General features: G+C 72.4%; 19 protein-coding genes. 13 read left to right on the top strand and 6 right to left on the bottom strand.

Going from position 1 to position 19841, the window contains the following annotated elements; all coding sequences use genetic code 11:
- Window positions 1–40 precede the first annotated feature (40 nt).
- The gene (locus OHA77_RS07625) at window positions 41–805 is read left to right on the top strand and encodes a LytTR family DNA-binding domain-containing protein (protein ID WP_326821355.1); all 765 of its coding nucleotides are present in this window, start codon (window positions 41–43) and stop codon (window positions 803–805) included.
- A gap of 397 nt (window positions 806–1202) precedes the next feature.
- Here the strand turns inward: OHA77_RS07625 and OHA77_RS07620 are convergent, their stop codons facing one another.
- From OHA77_RS07620 to ureA, 4 genes are read right to left on the bottom strand one after another with little or no spacing between them, the layout of a single operon-like run.
- On the bottom strand, window positions 1203–2834 hold the full coding sequence (locus tag OHA77_RS07620) for an amidohydrolase (RefSeq protein WP_326821356.1): 1632 nt from the start codon (window positions 2832–2834) through the stop codon (window positions 1203–1205).
- Window positions 2835–2861: 27 nt separating this feature from the next.
- A complete protein-coding gene (locus OHA77_RS07615; RefSeq protein ID WP_406317054.1) occupies window positions 2862–4145 on the bottom strand; it encodes an MFS transporter in 1284 nt (427 codons plus the stop codon).
- A 17-nt stretch (window positions 4146–4162) separates the two neighbouring features.
- Window positions 4163–5809 carry an urease subunit alpha gene (locus OHA77_RS07610; protein ID WP_406317053.1) on the bottom strand — a complete coding sequence of 549 codons (1647 nt, stop codon included), beginning with the start codon at window positions 5807–5809 and terminating at the stop codon, window positions 4163–4165.
- Window positions 5806–6378, bottom strand: a complete 573-nt coding sequence (gene ureA, locus OHA77_RS07605) for an urease subunit gamma (protein WP_406317051.1) — start codon at window positions 6376–6378, stop codon at window positions 5806–5808. Before ureA ends, OHA77_RS07610 begins: the two co-directional genes overlap by 4 nt.
- 107 nt (window positions 6379–6485) lie before the next feature.
- Here ureA and OHA77_RS07600 point away from each other — a divergent pair, with 107 nt between their 5' ends.
- Window positions 6486–7640, top strand: a complete 1155-nt coding sequence (locus OHA77_RS07600) for a PucR family transcriptional regulator (RefSeq protein ID WP_406317050.1) — start codon at window positions 6486–6488, stop codon at window positions 7638–7640.
- Between the two features lie 104 nt (window positions 7641–7744).
- On the opposite strand, the gene OHA77_RS07595 is transcribed toward OHA77_RS07600, so the two are convergent.
- Window positions 7745–8584 (bottom strand): deoxyribonuclease IV, encoded by an 840-nt coding sequence (locus tag OHA77_RS07595; protein WP_406317049.1) that lies wholly within the window; start codon window positions 8582–8584, stop codon window positions 7745–7747.
- A gap of 341 nt (window positions 8585–8925) precedes the next feature.
- Here OHA77_RS07595 and OHA77_RS07590 point away from each other — a divergent pair, with 341 nt between their 5' ends.
- From OHA77_RS07590 to alc, 9 genes are all read left to right on the top strand, one after another.
- Window positions 8926–9678: a 2-oxo-4-hydroxy-4-carboxy-5-ureidoimidazoline decarboxylase gene (locus OHA77_RS07590; RefSeq protein WP_406317048.1), complete on the top strand. Its 753-nt coding sequence runs from the start codon at window positions 8926–8928 to the stop codon at window positions 9676–9678.
- Between the two features lie 37 nt (window positions 9679–9715).
- Complete coding sequence (gene uraH, locus OHA77_RS07585) at window positions 9716–10027, top strand: hydroxyisourate hydrolase (RefSeq protein WP_406317047.1); 312 nt, start codon at window positions 9716–9718, stop codon at window positions 10025–10027.
- A 2-nt stretch (window positions 10028–10029) separates the two neighbouring features.
- Window positions 10030–10929, top strand: a complete 900-nt coding sequence (gene pucL / locus OHA77_RS07580) for a factor-independent urate hydroxylase (protein WP_406317045.1) — start codon at window positions 10030–10032, stop codon at window positions 10927–10929.
- A 5-nt stretch (window positions 10930–10934) separates the two neighbouring features.
- A complete protein-coding gene (locus OHA77_RS07575) occupies window positions 10935–11810 on the top strand; it encodes an FAD binding domain-containing protein (RefSeq protein ID WP_406317043.1) in 876 nt (291 codons plus the stop codon).
- Window positions 11810–12283: a (2Fe-2S)-binding protein gene (locus OHA77_RS07570; RefSeq protein WP_326821366.1), complete on the top strand. Its 474-nt coding sequence runs from the start codon at window positions 11810–11812 to the stop codon at window positions 12281–12283. The genes OHA77_RS07575 and OHA77_RS07570 overlap by 1 nt, the downstream gene beginning before the upstream one ends.
- Window positions 12280–13668: an 8-oxoguanine deaminase gene (locus OHA77_RS07565; RefSeq protein WP_406317041.1), complete on the top strand. Its 1389-nt coding sequence runs from the start codon at window positions 12280–12282 to the stop codon at window positions 13666–13668. The genes OHA77_RS07570 and OHA77_RS07565 overlap by 4 nt, the downstream gene beginning before the upstream one ends.
- A gap of 190 nt (window positions 13669–13858) precedes the next feature.
- Window positions 13859–15070, top strand: coding sequence for a glycerate kinase (locus tag OHA77_RS07560; RefSeq protein ID WP_406317039.1), 1212 nt, complete (start codon window positions 13859–13861; stop codon window positions 15068–15070).
- 85 nt (window positions 15071–15155) lie between these two features.
- On the top strand, window positions 15156–16580 hold the full coding sequence (allB, locus tag OHA77_RS07555; RefSeq protein WP_406317038.1) for an allantoinase AllB: 1425 nt from the start codon (window positions 15156–15158) through the stop codon (window positions 16578–16580).
- Window positions 16573–17526, top strand: a complete 954-nt coding sequence (gene alc, locus OHA77_RS07550; RefSeq protein WP_406317036.1) for an allantoicase — start codon at window positions 16573–16575, stop codon at window positions 17524–17526. The genes allB and alc overlap by 8 nt, the downstream gene beginning before the upstream one ends.
- Window positions 17527–17787: 261 nt before the next feature.
- On the opposite strand, the gene OHA77_RS07545 is transcribed toward alc, so the two are convergent.
- Window positions 17788–18240, bottom strand: a complete 453-nt coding sequence (locus tag OHA77_RS07545) for a MarR family transcriptional regulator (protein ID WP_326821371.1) — start codon at window positions 18238–18240, stop codon at window positions 17788–17790.
- A gap of 40 nt (window positions 18241–18280) precedes the next feature.
- Here OHA77_RS07545 and OHA77_RS07540 point away from each other — a divergent pair, with 40 nt between their 5' ends.
- Both OHA77_RS07540 and OHA77_RS07535 read left to right on the top strand, forming a co-directional pair.
- Entirely contained in the window at window positions 18281–18835 is a 555-nt protein-coding gene (locus OHA77_RS07540; protein WP_406317035.1) for an isochorismatase family protein, read from the top strand.
- A 65-nt stretch (window positions 18836–18900) separates the two neighbouring features.
- Window positions 18901–19617, top strand: coding sequence for an MBL fold metallo-hydrolase (locus OHA77_RS07535; protein ID WP_326821373.1), 717 nt, complete (start codon window positions 18901–18903; stop codon window positions 19615–19617).
- Window positions 19618–19841: the final 224 nt, after the last annotated feature.

Here is a 19841-nt window from a genome sequence, read left to right as displayed (position 1 = left end):
TTCTATTGCGCTGAACGCGCTTCGGGGGCAGCGTGGGGCCATGCTGCGAGTCCTGGCCGTTGACGACGAGGTCCCTGCGCTGGCGGAGCTGGCTTATCTGCTCCGCCACGACCCTCGCATCGAGCACGTCTCCACTGCCCCCGGAGGAATCACCGCGCTTCAGGACATGGTTCAGATGATCGGCGCCGGCGAACGGCTCGACGGCGTCTTCCTCGACATCCGGATGCCCGGTCTCGGCGGCCTCGACCTGGCCCGCCTCATCGGCGCCTTCCCCAACCCGCCCCGGCTGGTCTTCGTCACCGCTCACGAGGACTGCGCCATCCAGGCCTTCGACCTGGAGGCCGTGGACTACCTGCTCAAGCCGGTCCGGGCCGACCGTCTGGCGGAGGCCGTACGGCGTCTGGAGTCCATGACGCCGGCGGCGAGCGAGCCGGTGCCGGAGGACGTCATCCCGGTCGAGCTGGGCGGCCGGACCCGGTTCATCGCCCAGCAGGCGGTCCGGTTCGCCGAGGCGCAGGGAGACTACGTGCGGCTGCACACGGCCGACGGCACCTACCTGGTGCGCATGTCCCTGGCCGCGCTGGAGCGGCGCTGGGCCGGCTCGGGGTTCATCCGCGTGCACCGCAGCACGCTGGTCTCGATGCGGCATGTGAGCGAGCTGCGCTTCGACGGCGGGCGGGTGACGCTTCAGGTCGGCTCGGAGACGCTGCCGGTCAGCCGCCGGCACACCCCGCTGGTCCGCGCCCAGCTCATCCGGAACCGCCAGCTTCAGGACCGGCCGCTGTCCTCCGGTGCGACCCGATAGAACGACCGCTCGTCGCTCTCGTCCGACCGCTCGTCGCGTCGTAGCGCTCCGCACATCGACGGCTACCCACCGTTGGTCGCGCTGGCCGCAAAGCACGAGTCGCCCGTCTGGGCGCCCCTCTAGTGTTCCCCTCATCGGAGAACCGAAACCGCCGCATCAGGGGGGACAGAGCCGGAAGGCTCGAACAAGATCTGGTGCGCGGAGTCCCGGAGGGCCGCCGACGGCAGGCCGTCCGGTTGCCGGCCCCTGCTTTTTTGGGGGGAGGGGCCGGCGATCTCCGGTGAGACGGGACGCCCGCGTCAGCCCACTGGCCGGACCGTGATCTGGCCAGCGGGGGCGGCCGGATCACGAGAGCGGGCGTCCCGTCCCACCCCGCCGCCGACGGAGTGGGACGAGGTCAGCGGGCGAAGCCCGCGGCGTCGTGGACCAGGACGCCGCCGACCGCGGTGGCGAGCACCGTGACGTCACGGATGCGCTCGGCCGGCACCGTGAACAGGTCGTCGGAGAGCACGGCGAGGTCGGCCAGCTTCCCCCGGCTGAGATCGCCCTTCAGCCGGTCCTCGTGCACCGCGTGCGCCGAGCCGACGGTGAAGGCGTGCAGCGCCTGCGCGACGGTGAGCGCCTCGGCCGGGTTGAAGGGGGCCCCGGTGGCGGTGCGCTGGTTGACCAGGTCGTGGATACCGAGCAGCGGGGCGCCGTCGGCGACCGGGCAGTCGGAGCTGCCGGGCAGGATGATCCCGGCGTCGAGGAAGGACCGCTGCCGGTAGCAGCCGCGCGACCGCTCGGGACCGAGCGCGGCGAGCATCCCGTCGCCGAGTTCGGAGACGAAGCGGCCCTGCGGGACCGGGATCACGCCGAGCCGGGCGATCCTGGCCACCTGGGCGTCGTCGGTGACCGCGCAGTGCTCGATCCGGTGGCGGGCGTCGGGCCGCGGGTGGCGGGCCTGTGCCTCCTCGTAGGCGTTCAGGATCACCTCGACCGCGTGGTCGCCGATGGCGTGTGTGGCGATCTGCCAGCCGGAGGCGTGGGCGCGCAGGATGAAGGCGCGGAGCGCCTCGGCGTCCTCCTGCAGCAGCCCCCGGTTGCCCGGGTCCTCCTGGTAGTCGCAGCACATGGCCGCGGTCCTGCCGATCAGCGAGCCGTCGGAGAACAGCTTGACCGGGCCGATCCGCAGCCGCTCGTCTCCCAGGCCGGTGCCGATCCCGAGATCCAGCCCCAGCTGGTCGGCGCCCACGTCGTGCAGGTTGGGCGATCCCGGCATGAGGGTGGCGCGCTGCAGCAGCAGGCCCTGCCGTACCGCCTCCTGGAAGGCGGCCACGTCCCAGGCGCCGTTCCCGGCCAGGCCGTGTCCGACCCCCGGTTCGGTGAAGCTGGTCAGCCCCTCGGCGGCGGCCACCCGGCTGGCGAGCGCCAGGCCCCGGATGTAGTCCTCGTGGGAGACCGGCCGCAGCACCCGGTTGGCGAGTCCCTGGGCCTGTTCGGTGAGCAGGCCGTCGGGCAGCCCGGCGGCGTCCCGCCCCACCGTGCCGCCGGGGACCTCCGGGACGTCCTCCAGCCGGGGGAAGCCCATCAGCGCGAAGGCCGCGGTGCTGGCGACGCCCATGTGGCCGGAGACATGCTGGAGCCAGACCGGGCGCCCGCCCGCGGCCCTGTCCAGGCCTTCACGCGTGGGATGGGCTCCCAGCTTGTTCTGGTCGTATCCGGCGCCGCGGACCCACGCGTCCCGGGGCAGTCCGGCCGCGCGCTCGGCCACCTTCGCGTACAGCTCGTCCAGCGACCCCACCTGGCTCTCGCGCAGGTCCACCTCGCGCAGCCGCTGGCCCCGCATGCTCAGGTGGTGGTGGGCGTCGTTGAAGCCGGGCACCACCGGGGCGCCGCCGAGGTCGATCACGAGATCGGCGGTGACGCCGTCCAGTTCCTCGTCCAGCCCCGCGATCCGGCCGCCGAACACGCCCAGACGGGTGGCCTGCGGCCGGCGGGGGTCCAGCGTGGTGAACCGGCCGTTGACGAACAGCGCGTCGAGACGCATGGCGACCCTTCTCTACTCTCGGTTCTCTCAGGCGCTCACGGGGGCCGGTTCGACGGCGGCCGCCGAGCGGCGGTTCAGCGCGGCGACACAGGCCATGGTGAGCAGGATGATGAGGATGTACTGGATGACGACCGTCCAGATCGTGCCGGACCAGCCCAGCAGGGCCTGGGCGATCATCGGGGCGGTGCCGCCGAGCAGCGCGCCGCAGAGCTGGTAGGACAGCGAGATCCCGGTGTAGCGGACCCGGGCGGGGAACACCTCGGCGAGGAAGCCGGCCAGCGCGGCGTAGGACGAGCCGCCGAACACGATGCTCAACGCCAGGCCCAGGGTGGCCAGCACGGGCGATCCGGTCCCCACCATCAGGAACGTGATCGGCGTGCAGACCAGCAGCGCCGTGAAGGCGATCAGCATGTACCGGGCCGCGCCCCACTTCTGGCCGAGCACCGCGCCGATCGGCTGGGTGACGAACTGGGTGACCGCCACGATGAGCAGCACGTTCAGCATGGTGCCCTTGGCGATGCCCAGGTCGGTGGTGGCCCACGACAGGATGAAGGTGTTGGTGAAGTAGGCGGAGGCGATGCCGACGCCGCTCGCGCCGATGCCGAGCAGGACCAGCGGCCACGCCGTACGGAAGACCTCCACGACGGGGAGCTTGACGACCTCGCGCTCCTCGCGCATCTTGACGAACTCCGGCGACTCCTCGACTTTGAGCCGGATGACCAGGCCGATCGCCAGCAGCACGGCGGACGCCAGGAACGGGATGCGCCAGCCGTACGACAGGAAGGCGTCCTCGGGGAGCAGGCTGACCAGCGCGAACATGCCGGTGGCGAGGATCGAGCCGGCCGGCGAGCCCTGCTGGGCGAAGGCGGCGTACAGGACGCGCTTCGGCCCGGCGTGCTCGGCGGCGATCAACACCGCGCCGCCCCATTCGCCGCCGACCGCGATGCCCTGCACCAGGCGCAGTACGGCCAGCAGGACGGGGGCGAGCATGCCGGCCGTCGCGTAGGTGGGCAGCGCGCCCACCAGCGTGGTCGCGCCGCCCATCATCAGCAGCGTGGCCACCAGTGTGCCCTTGCGCCCGATGCGGTCGCCCAGGTGACCGAAGATCACACCGCCGAGCGGCCGGGCCAGGAAACCCACCCAGAACGTGGCGAAGGACGCCATGACTCCGGCGGTGGGGCTGGCCTCGGGGAAGAAGAGCCTGCCGAAGACCAGCGCGGACGCGGTTCCGTAGATGTAGAAGTCGTACCACTCGATGGAGGTGCCGACGAAGGAGGCGAGACCCGCACCGCGGGCTTTCGACGTGCTCATAGAGGTCACCAGGGGGGCTAGGCGAAGTGATGGAGACGGGCGAGGGGCACCTCGGTCGCGGGCGCCACGTCGACCTCGGCCCCGTCCACGAGGACGGGACCGGGATCGCGAGGTACCTCAACCCGGGGGGTCGCGGTATTACGGCACATGTCGGCCCTGGTCAGGCCGCGGGAGTGCCGGATGGCCGCGTAGCGCAGGCCGGTGGGCAGCGCGTCGCGGGATTCGGCGGAGTCGAGCGCCTCGTGAGCGACGAAGATCCGCGACAGCCGGCTCGGCGCGTCGCCGAGCCCGCCGAAGTAGGGGCGGTAGGCGCGGGGCTGGGTGAGCCGGGTGGAGCCCGAACCGCTGCCGGACACGCCGTGGGCGACGAAGCCGCCCTTGAGCACGAGTTCGGGTTTGGTGCCGAACCACGCCGGGTGCCAGAGCACGATGTCGGCCAGCCGGCCCGGCTGCAGGGTGCCCACCTCGTGGGCGAGGCCGTGGGCGACGGCCGGGTTCAGGGTCAGCTTGGCCAGGTAGCGCAGCACCCGGGCGTTGTCGACGCCCGGCGTGCCCGCACGCAGGGCCTGCAGATGGGCGAGCTGCCAGGTGCGGCGGACGGTCTCGGCGACCCGGCCCATGCCCATCGAGTCGGAGTTGACGATGCTGATCGCGCCCAGGTCGTGCAGCACGTTCTCGGCGGCGATGCCGTGGACGCGCAACCGGGTCTTCGTCACCTCCACGTCGCTGTCGATGTGGTGGTTCTGCCGGTGCACCGTCATCGTCATCGGGAACAGCTCGCCGACCGTGTTGGTGGTGTAGGGGATGGTGGGGGTGGTGGAGGAGGCGAGGATGTGCCGCTCGCCGAGGATCTCCAGCAGGTCGGGGTGCCCGCCGCCGCCCTCCACGTGGTAGGCGTGCACGGTACGGCCCCGCGTGGCCGCGACGGTGTCGGCGAGGTAACCGGACTCGTTCATCGAGTCCGAGTGCAGCGCCACCGGCAGGTCCGCCTGCTCGGCGACGCCGAGGCAGGTGTCCACGATGCGGGGGGTGGCGCCGAAGTCCTCATGGATCTTGAAACCGCCGGCCCCGGCCAGCACCGCCTCCTCCAGCAGGGTCGAGGAGCTGGAGGAGCCCCTGGCCAGGAACGCGACGTTCAACGGGGTGCCGCGCCAGGCGCTCATCAGGGTGTGCAGGTTGTGCGCCGGGTTGCAGCCCACGTCCCAGACGCCGCCCAGGCCCATGCCCACGATCGTCGTGACGCCGGAGGCCAGCGCCGCCGGAGCGATCTCCGGGGACGACAGGTGGACGTGCGAGTCGACGACGCCGGGAGTGGCGATCAGTCCCTCGCCGGGCACGATCGCGGTGTGGGAGTCGATGACGGCGCCCTCGAAGGGGACGATCCGGCCGTCCTTGACGCCGATGTGGGTCTTGCGCACCCCCAGCACCGGGTCCATCAGCACGACCCCCGCCACCACCACGTCCAGCGCGGAGTCGCGGTCGCCGCGCGGACTGGCCAGCAGGCCGTCACGCAGGGTCTTGCCGCAGCCGCCCAGCAGCTCGTCGCCGTGCGGGACGTCGTCGTGCTCGATCTCGACCCACAGGCAGGTGTCGCCGAGGCGGACCCGGTCTCCGGCGGTCGGGCCGTACAGCTTGTTGTAGGTGTCGCGGGACACGCCGCTCATGACGACCTCACCACCAGTTCAACCTCCAGGGTCTCGCCGGGAGGGAAGGCGGTGGCCGTCCCGGCCGGGATGTCGAGCCGCATTCCCGCCGCCCGCTCCCTGTCGAAGCTGAGGGCGGTGTTGACCTCCGTCAGCGGGAAGTGCGAGGACACGTAGACGGTGCGGTCGCCTTCGTTGCGTACGGCGAGGGTGAGCCGTTCGCGTCCCAGGTTCAGTTCCACCGAACCCTCGCCGGTCTCGACCCACCCCGGTCCCCGCTCGGCGGGGTGGCCGAAGGGGGCGTCCACCGCGACCAGCGCGGTGCCGTTCGGGAAGAGCGCCTCCACCTGGACCTGGGTGACCAGGGACGGCACGCCGTCCATCACGTCCTCGGCGGACAGCAGGTTCCGCGCGGCCGAGACGACCTCCTCCAGCGGGGCGCCGTCCCAGGCGTGCTCCAGGATCTCGTCGCAGATCAGCGCGATCGCCTCGGGGGCGTTGAGGCGACGGCCCCGGGAGCGTCTCCGGCGGGCGAGCTCCGCCACGGTGAAGATGGTGAGCCGCTCCTGCTCACGAGGTGTCAGGTGCACAGTGCCCGCGCTCCCTTCCGGCTTGTAATGTCCCATTCACCGTATGGGCAGGTCAGAGAGGTATCCAACGTCGATACGGCGCGTAAATGAGCCGGTAGATTGTGCATGTGCCCAATGAAGTGCTCTCCCGACTGGCCCTGGAATGCCTGGCCGACCTCCAGAAGCTCATCGAGGGCTGGGCCGACGAGGTGATGGCGCTGGAGCCGTACGCCGAGGGACGCGTGAGCCGCGAGGAGGTCGGCGAGGGGGCCCGGATCGGGTTCGCGCTCATCCTGCGGCACGTCGCCGAGGGCAGGGTCCCGCCCGAGCTGGCCGAGCACTCCGAGGCGCTGGGAGAGCGGCGGGCCGGGCAGGGCGTGCCGCTGGCGTCCCTGCTGGCCGCCGGGCGGCTGGACGCGCGGGCGCTGTGGCAGGGGCTGATCGGCCGGGCCGCCCCGGAGGACATGAGCGAGCTGCTGCGAGGCGCGCACCTGCTCTGGGAGGCGGTCGAACAGCACGTCACCGGGCTGATGGCGGGCTACCAGCGGGCGGTGCTGGAGATGGGCAGGCAGCGCGAGGACCAGCGCCGTGCCTGGTTCGCCCGGCTTATCGACAACGACGGCCGCAACCCCGACGTGGTGCGGGACGCCGGACAGGTGCTGGGCTTCGACGTCTCCGGCCGGTTCTTCGTGGCGGTCGCCGACCCGGCGGCGAGCGCCGGGCTGCGGGCCGCCGTGATCGCGACGATCTCCTCGGGCCTGCGCTGCCACCGGCACGAGTCGCCGGGCGGGGACATCCTCGTGATGCAGTTCCCGGCACGGGCGCCCGCACCGGAGAGGTCGGTGCTGAGCCTGCTTCGCGGCGTGCGGTGCGGGGTGTCACCCCAGGTGGGCGACCTCGCCCAGGTCCCCTACGCGGTACGGCTGGCGGCGGCGGCCGCCCGGCCGGGGGCCGAGGGGCCGCAACGGCTGGAGGACCGCTGGTTGGACGTCTTCGCCGCGCACACCCCCGAGCTGGCCGCCGCGCTCGCCGACCGGGTGCTGGGACCGCTGGCCGCCATCGGCGCGGCCGAGCGCGACCGGCTGCTGGAGACCGTGCGCACCCACCTGTCGGGCACCGGATCGATCGCCGACACCGCGACCGCGCTCTACTGCCACCGCAACACGATCCAGCACCGCTTCGCCCGCTTCCGCGAGCTCACCGGCCGTGACGTCCGCGCTCCCGGCGACGCCGCCGTCGTCGCCCTCGCCCTCCGTGCCGAGGCACTGAACCCGGCCAGGTGAGCCGGGTCCCGGCGGGCCCGCCGGGATGCCCGACCCGACCTGACCGAAGTGGTCCGTGTCCTCGCTCGCCGGGGGTGCCGGGCCCGGCGGGTCGGGTCGGGCGGTCAGCTGTCGCGGAGCTTCTTCAGCAGCTCGATGTCTTCGCGGTGCTTGTCCACGCCGCCCGGGGTCTCGATGCAGAGCGGCACTCCGGCGGCGACCGGATGGCGCATCAGCTCCGCGAAGGGCTCGATGCCGATGTGTCCGTCGCCGATGTTCTCGTGCCGGTCCTTCTTGGAGTCGCAGACGTCCTTGGAGTCGTTGGCGTGGATCAGCTTGAGACGGCCCGGGGCGATCGCGTGCAGGGCGTCGAGGGTCTCCTGGACGCCGTCGGCGGTCGACAGGTCGTGGCCGGCGGAGAAGGCGTGGCAGGTGTCCAGGCAGATGCCCGCCTTCGGGTGCCAGTCGAGGGCGGCCAGATAGGGCTCCAGGTCCTGGACGGTCGCGCAGAGCATCGCGCCCTGCCCCGCCATCGGCTCCAGCAGCAGGTCCGGGCCGTCGTCGGGGATCTCCTCCAGCAGGGGGAGCAGCTGCTCGTGCAGCTGACGCAGGGCGTCGTCGCGGTGCCGGCTCACCGCCGAGCCGGTGTGGACCACCAGGCCCGCGGCGCCGATCACGTGGGAGCGTTGCAGGCCGTGCCGCACGGTGGCCACCGACTTCTCCAGCGTGTCGGCGCTGGGGGAGCCCATGTTGACGAGGTGGGGCGCGTGCACGAAGGAGAGCATGCCCGACTCGCGTAGTTTGACGTCCTGAGCGGGGTCGCCCGCGGAGAGTGACCAGCCGCGGGGGTTGGTGACGAACACCTGGATCATCTCGGCGCCGATGTCCGAGGCGTACCGCAGGCCGCCCTTGGCCAGGCCGCCGGTGACGGACACCTGTCCGCCGATGAGGGAGAGAGAAGTCATGATGCCGTCATTTTAGGCGCGACGGCCGACATTTCCCGGGCGGGCGCGGTCACCGATCCGGCGGAGCCGGCCGCCGACCTGGTCAGACGGTTCCCCGGCGGGCGCGGTCACCGGACCGGTGGAGCCGGCCGCCGACCTGGTCAGACGGTTCCCGGGCGGGCGCGCTCACCGGACCGGCCGGGCGTCCGGCGACCCCCTCGCAACCGGCCGGTCGCGGCGATCTCCGTCGGGCGGCGCCGGACCGCTTTGGAGCATGACACGAAAAGGCGGGGCGAACCTTTAGCCCACTTGGGAGTTCTCGCTGCTGGACCCGGTGCGGTGGCGGTGTGTGTACTGCTCACATGCCGAAAGCGAATTCCGCGGCGCGGGTGCCGGGACCGGCCGGCTTCAACGCGCTCGGCGCGGCCGAGGCCGAGGCCGGGCTGCTGACGTGCTGCGCGTCCCGGGCCTTCGCCCGCGAGGTGGCCGCGCGGCGCCCCTACCGTGACCTCGCCGACCTGGCCGAGGCGGCCGAGGCGGCCGTACGGGACCTGACCTGGCCGGACATCCGGGAGGCGCTGGCCGCGCATCCAAGGATCGGCGAGCCGCCCCGCGAGAGCGGCCGGGCCGCACCTGCGTCCGTGGCAAGGATCGGCGAGCCGCCCCGCGAGAGCGGCCGGGCCGCACCTGCGTCCGTGGCGAGGATCGGTGAGCCGCCCCGCGAGAGCGGCCGGGCCGCACCTGCGTCCGTGGCGAGGATCGGTGAGCCGCCCGACGACGGCGAGGCCGCAGCGGGGACCGGTGAGCCGCCCGATGGCGGCGCGGCCACGGCGGCGGAGGGGCGGGAGGCGTCCTGGTCGCGTCAGGAGCAGTCCGGCGTGGACGCGGCCGGCCAGGCGGTGCTCGACGGGTTGGCCGAGGGCAACCGTGCCTACGAGGAGCGCTTCGGTCACGTCTACCTGGTCTGCGCCACCGGTATGACGGCCGAGGAGATGCTGGATCGCCTGCGGGAACGGCTCCGCAACGACGAGTCCACCGAACGAGGCGTCGTCCGGACCGAGCTCGCCAGGATCACCCGCCTGCGGGTGGCCAAGCTGCTGGGGGAGGAAACGTGAGCGAGCCGTACCAGGCCGGGAGATCGGGAGGCACCGGATGAGCCTGTCCACACACATCCTGGACGCCGCGCTGGGCCGGCCCGCGGCAGGCGTCGCCGTACGGCTGGAGCGGGCGGGCACCGTGCTCGCCGAGGGCGTCACCGATGCCGACGGCCGGATCGGCGGGTGGGTCCCCGGAGCGGGCGCCCACCGGCTGGTCTTCGACACCGGCGGCTACTTCGCCGCCCGCGCGGTGGACGCCTTCTACCCGGAGGTGGCGATCGACTTCACCGTCACGGACCCCGGTGAGCACTACCACGTGCCCCTGCTGCTGAGCCCGTTCGCCTATTCGACGTACCGAGGGAGCTAGGCATGGCCGTCATTCTCGGCCCCAACCGCTACGGCAAGGCGGAGACCCGGGTGGTCCGTGTCGTCAGAGACGGCGGCGTCCACCGCATCAAGGACGTCAACGTCAGCTCCGCCCTCTCGGGTGACATGGACGAGGTCCACCTGAGCGGCGACAACAGCGCCGTGCTGCCGACGGACACGCAGAAGAACACCGCCTACGTCTTCGCCAGGAAGTACGGTCTGGAGCAGATCGAGGACTTCGCGCTCCTGCTGGCCCGCCACTACGTGGACTCCCAGCCCGCCGTCCACCACGCCCGGGTGGAGATCGAGGAGTATCTCTGGGACCGCATCCCCCTCCCCGGTCCGCAGGCCGAGCGGCACTCCTTCGTCCGCTCGGGCAGGGAGACGCGCACCTGCGTGGTCCACCACGACCGCGACGGGACCACCACCGTGGTCTCCGGGCTCAAGGATCTGGTGGTGCTCAACTCGACCGGCTCGGAGTTCTCCGGATTCGCCGTGGACGAGTACACGACGCTCCAACCGGCCACCGACCGGGTGCTGGCCACCGAGGTGTCGGCCGGATGGCGCCATGTCCCGGGAGCCTCTCCGGCCGGCGGATCAGCCGGGTTCGGCGAGTCGTACAGTGAAGTACGGCGATGCCTGCTGGAGGCGTTCGCCGACACGCACAGCCTGTCGTTGCAGCAGACGCTCTACGCGATGGGCAGGCGGGTGCTGGAGACGCGCGGCGAGATCTGCGAGGTGCGCCTGGCGATGCCGAACAAGCACCACTTCCCGGTGGACCTGACCCCGTTCGGGCTGGACAACCCGGGCGAGGTGTTCTACGCCGCCGACCGCCCCTACGGGCTGATCGAGGGCGTCGTGCTCGACGACGGCACCCCCGCCGCCCCCTCGGCCTGGGAGTGACGACCATGGAATTCCTGCGGCCCGCCACCTGGGCGGAGGCACTGGAGGCCAAGGCCGGCCTGCCGGCGGCGGCGCCCATCCAGGGCGGCACCGACCTGATGGTGGAGCTCAACTTCGACGTGCACCGGCCCGCCGCGCTGCTCGACCTGAACCGGATCGCCGAACTCACCCGATGGACCACCGAGGACGACGGGCGGCTCCGGATCGGCGCGGGCGTGCCGTACGCGCGGCTGATCGCCGAACTCGGCGACCGGCTACCGGGCCTGGCGCAGGCGGCGCGCACGGTCGGCTCGCCGCAGATCCGCAACCGCGGCACCGTCGGAGGCAACCTCGGCGCGGCCTCGCCCGCCGGCGACAGCCACCCGCCGCTGCTGGCCGGGGACGCGGTCATCGAGGTCGAGTCCGCCGCCCGCGGCGTACGGATGATCCCCGCCGCCGCGTTCTACCTCGGGGTCAAGCGGAGCGCGCTGCGATCCGACGAACTGATCAGGGCGTTCTGGATGAGCCCGGCGAGCGGCCCCCAGTACTTCTCCAAGGTCGGCACCCGCAACGCCATGGTCATCGCGGTCTGCTCGTTCGCGATCGCGCTGCACCCCGGCGAGCGGCGGGTGGGCACCGGCATCGGCTCGGCCGCCCCCACCCCCCGCAGGGCGGTCGCGGCCGAGGAGTTCCTCGCCGCCGAGCTCGACTGGGACGCCCGGCTCGACCCCGAGGTGCTGGCGCGTTTCGGCGAGCTGGCGGCGGAGGCGGCCTCGCCGATCGACGACGTGCGCGGCACCGCCGACTACCGCAGGCACGCCGTCGGCGTGATGGCACGCCGCACCCTGACCTGGGCGTGGCACGAGTTCCGGTCCGGACAGCACGGAAGGAGGGCGGGCTGATGCGCGTCAGCTTCACCGTCAACGGCCGCCGGGAGACGGCCGACGACGTCTGGGAGGGCGAGAGCCTGCTGTACGTCCTGCGTGAGCGGGTCGGCCTGCCCGGTTCCAAGAACGCCTGCGAGCAGGGCGAGTGCGGCTCGTGCACCGTCTACCTCGACGGTCTGCCCGTCTGCGCCTGCCTGGTGGCGGCCGGCCAGGTGGAGGGGCGTGAGGTCCGCACGGTCGAGGGGCTCGCCGAGGGCGACCGGCTGGATCCGGTCCAGGAGGCCTTCGTCGAGTGCGGCGCCGTCCAGTGCGGCTTCTGCACCCCCGGCCTCGTCGTCCAGGCGCACGACCTGATCGGGCGGATCCCGCGGCCCTCCGACGCCGAGATCCGGGAGGCCCTGGCGGGCAACCTCTGCCGGTGCACCGGCTACGAGAAGATCATTGACGCCGTACGGCTCGCCGCGGCCCGTAAGGCGGAGACCCGGTGAGCACCATTCTGGTGGAGAACGTCCACATCGCCCCGGTGGTGGGCCCGGAGATCCCCTCCGGTCACATCCACATCGAGGGCGACCGGATCGCGGCCCTCGGCGCCGGGCCCGCCCCGGCGGTCCCGGACGCCGTCAGGATCGACGGCACCGGCTGCCTGGCCACCCCCGGCCTGGTGAACACCCACCACCACCTCTACCAGTGGGCCTCCCAGGGACTGGCCCAGAACGCCACGCTCTTCGAGTGGCTGGTGGAGCTCTACGAGATATGGGCGGCGATGGACGCCGAGGTGGTCAGGGGCGCGGCCGGCGCGGGCCTGGGCTACCTGGCCCTGTCCGGCTGCACCACCTCTTCCGACCACCACTACGTCTTCCCCAAGGGCCGCGGCGACCTGTTCGCCGCGGAGATCGAGGCGGCCCGGGAGCTGGGCATCCGCTTCCATCCCGCGCGGGGGTCGATGGACCGCGGAAAGTCCCAGGGCGGCCTGCCGCCGGACGTCGTGGTCGAGGAACTCGACGAGATCCTGGCCGCCACGGCCGAGGCCGTCGACACCTACCACGACCCGTCCTTCTCCTCGAAGCTGCGGGTCGCGGTCGCCCCGTGCTCGCCGTTCTCGGTCAGCGCCGACCTGATGATCGAGGCCGCCGCGCTGGCCAGGTCCAAGGGGGTGCGCCTGCACACCCATCTCGCCGAGACCCTCGACGAGGAGGAGCACTGCCTGGCCCAGGTCGGCCTGCGCCCGGTCGACTACATGGAGCGGCTCGGCTGGCTCGGCCCGGACGTGTGGTTCGCCCACGCGGTCCACCTGAGCGACACCGACATCGACACGTTCGCCCAGACGGGCACCGGCTCCGCGCACTGCCCGAGCTCCAACGGCCGCCTCGGCGCCGGCATCGCCCGGGTGTCGGAGATGCTGCGGCGCGGCGCCGTCGTCGGTCTCGGGGTGGACGGCAGCGCCTCCGCCGAGCTGACCTCGCTGTCCGGGGAGATGCGCCAGGCCCTGCTGTTCCAGCGGGCCAGGTACGGGCCCACCGCGCTCACCGCCCGGCAGGCCCTGGAGATCGCCACCCTCGGCGGGGCCAGGAACCTGGGCCGTCAGGAGGAGATCGGCTCCCTGGAGGCCGGGAAGCTCGCCGACATCGCGCTGTGGCGGACCGGCGGCGCCTTCGCCTCGGCCGTCACCGACCCGGTCTGCGCCCTGGTCTTCGGCAGCCGCCAGCCGCCCCTGGCCCGCCTCCTGGTGGGCGGCGAGACGGTCGTCGAGGACGACGAGCTGCGCACGGTCGCCCAGGACGCGCTGGGCCGCGCGGGCGGCGAGGCCCACCGCCGCCTCCTGCGGCTCGCCGGGGAGCGGGGCTCCGTCGCCCGCAGGGAGGTCGGCCGCTGAGCGGGCTCCGGGAGCGCGGGCCGGCTGATCGCGGGCCGTGGCGGAGAGTCTTTTTCGGGAGTGCGGGTTGGAGGCCGTCACCGGCCGGGTGTGATGATGGTCGTCCGTCTCACCGGCTTCCGGGAGGCGCCGCTGCCCGCTCGCACCGGGCCGGGGCGCGTGTCCGCCGGTTCTTCACCAAGGAGCAGGGTTGTCTGAGTCTACGGGACATGTCCTCATCGCCCCGGACAAGTTCAAGGGGTCGCTGACCGGGGCGGAGGTCGCCGCCCGGGTGGCGGCGGGGCTGGGCCCGGATGTCGTCACGGTGGCGCTGCCGGTGGCCGACGGCGGCGACGGCACCGTGGACGCCGTCGTGGCCTGCGGGTTCACCCGGGTCGAGGTCGAGGTCACCGGTCCCACCGGGCAGCCGGTCCGCGCCGCCTACGCCTGGCGCGAGCCGGCCGGTGCCGGAGAGGCCGGTCCGTCCGTCGTGCCCTCCCCGGTGGACGGGGTGCCGACGGCCGTCGTCGAGCTCGCCGAGGCGTCGGGCCTGCGCCGCCTGCCCGGTGGGCTCCAGGCGCTGACCGCGACCAGCTACGGCACCGGCGAGCTGATCGCCCACGCCGTACGGCGTGGCGCCCGGCGGATCGTGCTCGGGCTCGGCGGCAGCGCCTGCACCGACGGTGGCACCGGCATGATGCGGGCGCTGGGCGTACGGTTCCTCGACGCCTCAGGGCAGGAACTGCCCCCTGGTGGAGCCGCCCTGCGCAGCCTGGAAAAAATTGATAAATCAGGACTTATGGCGATGGATGATGTCGAATTCGTGGTGGCCAGCGACGTCGACAACCCGCTGCTGGGCCCGCACGGCGCCGCCGCCGTGTACGGCCCGCAGAAGGGCGCGAGCCCCGAGGAGGTGAAGCTCCTCGAAGGAGCCCTCGCCCGGCTCGCCGCCGTCGCCGCGCACACCCACGGCCTGGCCGGCGCCATCGAGCACGACGGGATCGTCCGGCCCATGGGCGTGGCCGCCCAGCCGGGTGCGGGAGCCGCCGGAGGGGTGGGCTTCGCCGCCCTGGCCTTCCTGGCCGCCGACATCCGCCCCGGCATCGAGTATCTGCTCGACCTGCTCGGCTTCCACGACCGGCTGGACGGCGCCCGCCTCGTCATCACCGGCGAGGGCTCGCTGGACGAGCAGACCCTGCACGGCAAGGCCCCCGCCGGGGTGGCGGCCGCCGCCGCCAAGGCCGGAGTCCCCGTCGTCGCCGTCTGCGGCCGCCGCGCCCTCGGCGACGAGGAGCTGAACGCGGCGGGCATCACGGCCGCCTACGCACTCACCGACATCGAGCCCGACCCGGCCGTGTGCATGGCCGAGGCGGGACCGCTGCTGGAGCGGCTCGCGCGCGAGGTCGCCCGGAGACACCTTTGACGGATGTCCGGCCGCCGGATCACCCGCGCCACCTCGTGGCACGGACGGTCCGGCGGCCGGGCGGAGAATACGGGAGGCGCTGAACGTGCGGACCGAACAGGCGGTGGACCTGGTCATCCGGTCGCGCCGGGCCGTACTGCCCGGCGGAGAGGGACCGGCGGCGGTGAGTGTGCGGGAGGGCAGAATCGCCGGCCTGCACGCCTACGACGCCGACCTGGCGGCCGCCGAACAGATCGACCTCGGCGGCACCGCGCTGCTGCCCGGGCTGGTGGACACCCACGTGCACGTCAACGAGCCGGGGCGCACGCACTGGGAGGGCTTCGCCTCCGCCACCCGGGCCGCGGCGGCCGGCGGCGTCACCACGATCGTCGACATGCCGCTCAACTCGCTGCCGCCGACCGTGAACGTGGACGCGCTGGCCGAGAAGAAGCGGGCCGCGGCCGGGCAGTGCCTGGTGGACGTGGGCTTCTGGGGCGGCGCGATCCCCGGCAATCTCAAGGACCTCAAGGGGCTGCACGAGGCCGGGGTGCACGGCTTCAAGTGCTTCCTGTCCCCGTCCGGCGTGGAGGAGTTCCCGCCGCTCGGCGCGGACGAGCTACGGGCGGTCATGGTGGAGATCGCCTCCTTCGGCGGCCTGCTGGTCGTCCACGCCGAGGACCCGGCCCTGCTCGGCGAACCGGCGGGCCCCGGTTATCCCGAGTTCCTCGACTCCCGTCCCGGCCAGGCCGAGCTCCGGGCGGTCGAGCGGGTCGTCGCGCTGGCGGAGGAGACCGGCGTGCGGGCGCACATCCTGCACGTGTCGTCCGCGCTCTGCCTGGCGCCGCTGGCCGAGGCGCGGCGGCGGGGCGTGCGGATCACCGCGGAGACCTGCCCGCACTACCTGACGCTGACGGCCGAGGAGGTGCCGCCCGGCGCGACCCAGTTCAAGTGCTGCCCGCCGATCCGCTCCTCGGCCAACCGCGAGGAACTCTGGCGCGGACTCGCCGACACCGTGTTGAGCTGCGTCGTCTCCGACCACTCGCCGTCCACCCCGGATCTGAAGGTGCCCGACTTCGCCACCGCCTGGGGCGGGATCTCCTCCCTCCAGCTCGGCCTGCCCGCTGTCTGGGCGGAGGCCTCGCAGCGCGGGTACGGCCTCGGTCAGGTGGTCCGGTGGATGTCGGAGAACCCGGCGGCGCTGGCCGGGCTGGCCGGTAAGGGGGCCATCGCCGTGGGCAACGACGCCGACCTGGTCGCCTTCGACGCCGACGCCGACCACCCCGTGGACGTGGCCGCCCTGCACCACAGGAACCCGGTCACGCCCTACCACGGCAGGACGCTGCGCGGGTCGGTCCGCGCCACCTGGCTGCGCGGTCAGGTCGTGGACGACGTCCCCAGGGGAGTCTTCCTGCGCCCGAGTCCGGCGGGCGCCACGGCCGGGTCGCGTCGTACGGAACCGGGGGACGCCACGGCCGGGTCGCGCCCTGCACGACCGGAACGCACCGCAGAAGAGAGGCCCTCCCGTGAGTGAGTTCATCGCCCTGCCCGACCTCGCCCTGCGCACCCTCGGCGGATCGGTCATCGCGGCCAGCGACGAGTCCTTCGCCGAGCGGGAGAGCCTGATCCGCCCCGGCCGCCCCGGCTTCCAGGCGCACACCTTCGGGGCCAAGGGACAGGTCTACGACGGCTGGGAGACCCGGCGGCGGCGCGAGCCCGGCCACGACTGGGCACTGGTCAGACTCGGCCTGCCCGGGGTGATCCGCGGCGTCGTGATCGACACCGCGTGGTTCCGGGGCAACTACCCGCCGCAGGCCTCCGTCGAGGCCACCGCGGTCGAGGGGTATCCCACCGCGGCCGAACTGGAGGCCGCCGACTGGGTGGAGATCGTCCCCAAGAGCGATCTCGGGGGCGACGCCGAGCACTTCTTCGCCGTGACCGACGAGCGGCGCCACACGCACGTCCGGCTGAACATGTTCCCCGACGGCGGCATCGCCCGGCTGCGCGTGCACGGCGAGGTCAGACCCGACCTGACGCCGTACGGCGACCTCGGCCTGGACCTGGCCGCGCTGGCCAACGGCGCGCTGGTCGTCGGCTGCTCCAACGAGTTCTACTCCTCGCCCAACAACGTCATCGCCCCCGGCCTGGCCCGGCACCAGGCCGAGGGCTGGGAGACCGCCCGCCGCCGCGACGACGGCAACGACTGGCTGCTGATCCGCCTGGCGGGTCCCGGCGTCGTCAGGCTCGCGGAGATCGACACGACCAACCTGCTGTTCAACGCTCCGGGCGCGGTCGCGCTCACCGGCACCGCGGACGGGGCCACCTGGACCGAACTGCTGCCCAGGACCCGCCTGCAGCCCGACACCCCGCACCGCTTCCGCATCGACGACGCGCCCGTGGTCACCCACGTCCGGGTCGACGTCTACCCCGACGGCGGCCTCGCCCGCGTCCGCCTGCACGGCTTCCTGGGGGCCCGGTAGTAATAAAGAAATCTTCCACGGACATGCCGCTGACCTGCGCCGAGGTGGAGACCTGGGCAAGGTCGGCGGCATCCGCTGGATTTTCCGCGATCACCACCGGGACTCCAAGGAACAACCGGGGACCCGTCCGAAGGCTCACCTTCCCCCCGGCCCATGGGCTTGACATCCACAAACCCCGATCAGTCGATGAGGCTCACGAGCGGCGGAAGGTGGGCAGAGGGTCCCATGAGCGTCGCCTCATTGCCATACCCCCGCAGCTGATCATTCGCGCACGGGTAGACCATAGGAGACCGCCAGGCGGCCGAGCGCCGCGCTGAGCGCGGTCTGCTCGGACGAGGTGAGGTCGGCGGCGAGTTTCGCGTCGAGAGCGAGCGCCTTAGCGGTGCATTCCGCGAGGAGGTCGCGCCCCTTGTCGGTGAGGCTCAGGATCTGGCGGCGACGGTCGGCCGGGGCGCGGAGCCGCTCGATGGCGCCCATGGATTCGAGGCGGTCGGCGAGGGAGACCACGAGGCTGGGCGCCACCCGCAGCAGCTGGGCGATCTCGAGCTGTGAGGCGGCCAACCCCGAGTCGAGGACGCCCAGCAGGCCGACGTGCTTGGGCTTCAGATCGTGGACGGCCAGAGCCTTCGCGTACTGATCGGCGACCAGTGCGCCCAGGGCGCCGAGCCGGAAGCTGAGGGTCTCGCTCCACTTGACATCGTTCACAACCAGCATGCTACCGTCTTCAAATAATTCAGCCTATGAATGATTTTGGATGAGAACAATGATCGATCATCGCACCCTGCAGATCGTCTTCGCCGACCTGCAGGACAGCATCGTGGCCCTGAGCAGCACAAACAGCCCCGAGACCATCAGGCGCTCGGCCGGGGTGCTCGGCAAGGTCGCCCAAACGCTGGACATCCCGTTCACCGTGTCGGTCGCCCCCAGGCCCGACGGACCCGGCGTCATCGCCGAACTTCCCGAAACATCCCCGTTCGTGCGCGGCGGACCGTGCTGCTGGGACGACCGGGCATGGCGCGAAGCGATCACCGCCCAGGCCCGCAAAACACTGGCCATCTGCGGCGTGACCTCAGAGATCGTGGTCCTGCACACCGCACTCGCCGCCCTGGCCGACGGCTACGACGTGATCGTCCTGGTCGACGCGAGCGGCGGCATATCGGAGCGCACGGAGAACGCGGCACTGCGCCAGATCGAAGCAGCGGGCGGCACGGTGACGTCGGTGGCGAGCCTCGTCACGAGCATGGTGCGCGACTTCACCACCCCCACCGGCCGCACCGTCATCACCGCACTGCACGACCTGACGGGCTGACCAGCGCTGCCGCAGCCCTTGCCCTCACCTTGTCACCAGCCGCCCAGGCCTCCGAAAGAAGTCCCATGAAACTCGCACCCCATCTGCACCGCCTCGGCAACGATCTCGTGGCGTGCTATCTCGTCGACACCGCCGAGGGCATCACGCTCATCGACGCCGGACTGCCCGGCCACTGGCAGGACCTGCAGCGCGAACTCCGCTCCCTGGGCAAGTCCGTCGCCGACATCCGCGGACTCGTGCTGACCCACGGCGACTCCGACCACATCGGCTTCGCCGAACGCCTGCGCAGCGAGCACGGCGTACCGGTGTTCGTACACGCCGCCGACGCCGTCCGCACCCGCACGGGAGAAAAGCCCAAGGTCGCGGTCGGCCCCATGCGCCTGGGCCCGACGCTCGGATTCTTCGGGTACTCCATCCGCAAGAACGGCCTGCGCACCCGCTACGTCGGCGAGGTCACCGAGATCGGTGACGGCGACGTCCTGGACCTGCCCGGCAAACCGGTGATCGTGGACATGCCGGGGCACTCCCCGGGCAGCGTGGCGGTGCACGTCCCGCTCGCCGACGCGGTCTTCGTCGGCGACGCCCTGACCACGCGGCACGTCCTCACCGGCCGCACAGGCCCCCAGCCCGCGCCCTTCACCGACGACCCGGCCGAAGCGCTCTCCTCCCTCGACCGGATCGCCAGACTGTCGGCATCCTGGGTGCTCCCCGGCCACGGCGCCCCCTGGCGCACCGCACCGGCCCAGGTGAGCGAGGCGGTTCGGTCAGCATCAGTGCGCTAAGTGGTCGTCGCCGAACTGGCCTCACACGTCCTCGACGCTTGGCCTGCTGGCGGCCGCGGGGCCGGTTCATCTCGTCGATCGGGCATTCGACGAGGCGGCCGGTCATCTGGTGGATCTCGACCTTGTGCCGAAGCTCCAGGAACAGGAAGAACGTCTGAGAGGGCAGGCAACCTGCACGGTCTCCTCGGAGAGATCGGGAAAGAGGGCCGGCCCCCGTGGGGGCC

Source organism: Streptosporangium sp. NBC_01639, assembly GCF_045209755.1.
GTDB lineage: Bacteria > Actinomycetota > Actinomycetes > Streptosporangiales > Streptosporangiaceae > Streptosporangium.
Note: the sequence above shows the minus strand (reverse complement) of the source record. Positions and strands in the feature narration are given on the sequence as shown.

Coding starts and splice junctions, on each gene's coding strand:
- OHA77_RS07625 (WP_326821355.1), top strand. CDS start 41: ATGCTGCGAGTCCTGGCCGTTGACGACGAGGTCCCTGCGCTGGCGGAG.
- OHA77_RS07545 (WP_326821371.1), bottom strand. CDS start 18,240: ATGCTGGTTGTGAACGATGTCAAGTGGAGCGAGACCCTCAGCTTCCGG.
- OHA77_RS07620 (WP_326821356.1), bottom strand. CDS start 2,834: ATGCGTCTCGACGCGCTGTTCGTCAACGGCCGGTTCACCACGCTGGAC.
- OHA77_RS07615 (WP_406317054.1), bottom strand. CDS start 4,145: ATGAGCACGTCGAAAGCCCGCGGTGCGGGTCTCGCCTCCTTCGTCGGC.
- OHA77_RS07590 (WP_406317048.1), top strand. CDS start 8,926: ATGCCGAAAGCGAATTCCGCGGCGCGGGTGCCGGGACCGGCCGGCTTC.
- OHA77_RS07540 (WP_406317035.1), top strand. CDS start 18,281: ATGAGAACAATGATCGATCATCGCACCCTGCAGATCGTCTTCGCCGAC.
- pucL (WP_406317045.1), top strand. CDS start 10,030: ATGGCCGTCATTCTCGGCCCCAACCGCTACGGCAAGGCGGAGACCCGG.
- OHA77_RS07595 (WP_406317049.1), bottom strand. CDS start 8,584: ATGACTTCTCTCTCCCTCATCGGCGGACAGGTGTCCGTCACCGGCGGC.
- OHA77_RS07535 (WP_326821373.1), top strand. CDS start 18,901: ATGAAACTCGCACCCCATCTGCACCGCCTCGGCAACGATCTCGTGGCG.
- OHA77_RS07610 (WP_406317053.1), bottom strand. CDS start 5,809: ATGAGCGGCGTGTCCCGCGACACCTACAACAAGCTGTACGGCCCGACC.
- uraH (WP_406317047.1), top strand. CDS start 9,716: ATGAGCCTGTCCACACACATCCTGGACGCCGCGCTGGGCCGGCCCGCG.
- OHA77_RS07575 (WP_406317043.1), top strand. CDS start 10,935: ATGGAATTCCTGCGGCCCGCCACCTGGGCGGAGGCACTGGAGGCCAAG.
- OHA77_RS07570 (WP_326821366.1), top strand. CDS start 11,810: ATGCGCGTCAGCTTCACCGTCAACGGCCGCCGGGAGACGGCCGACGAC.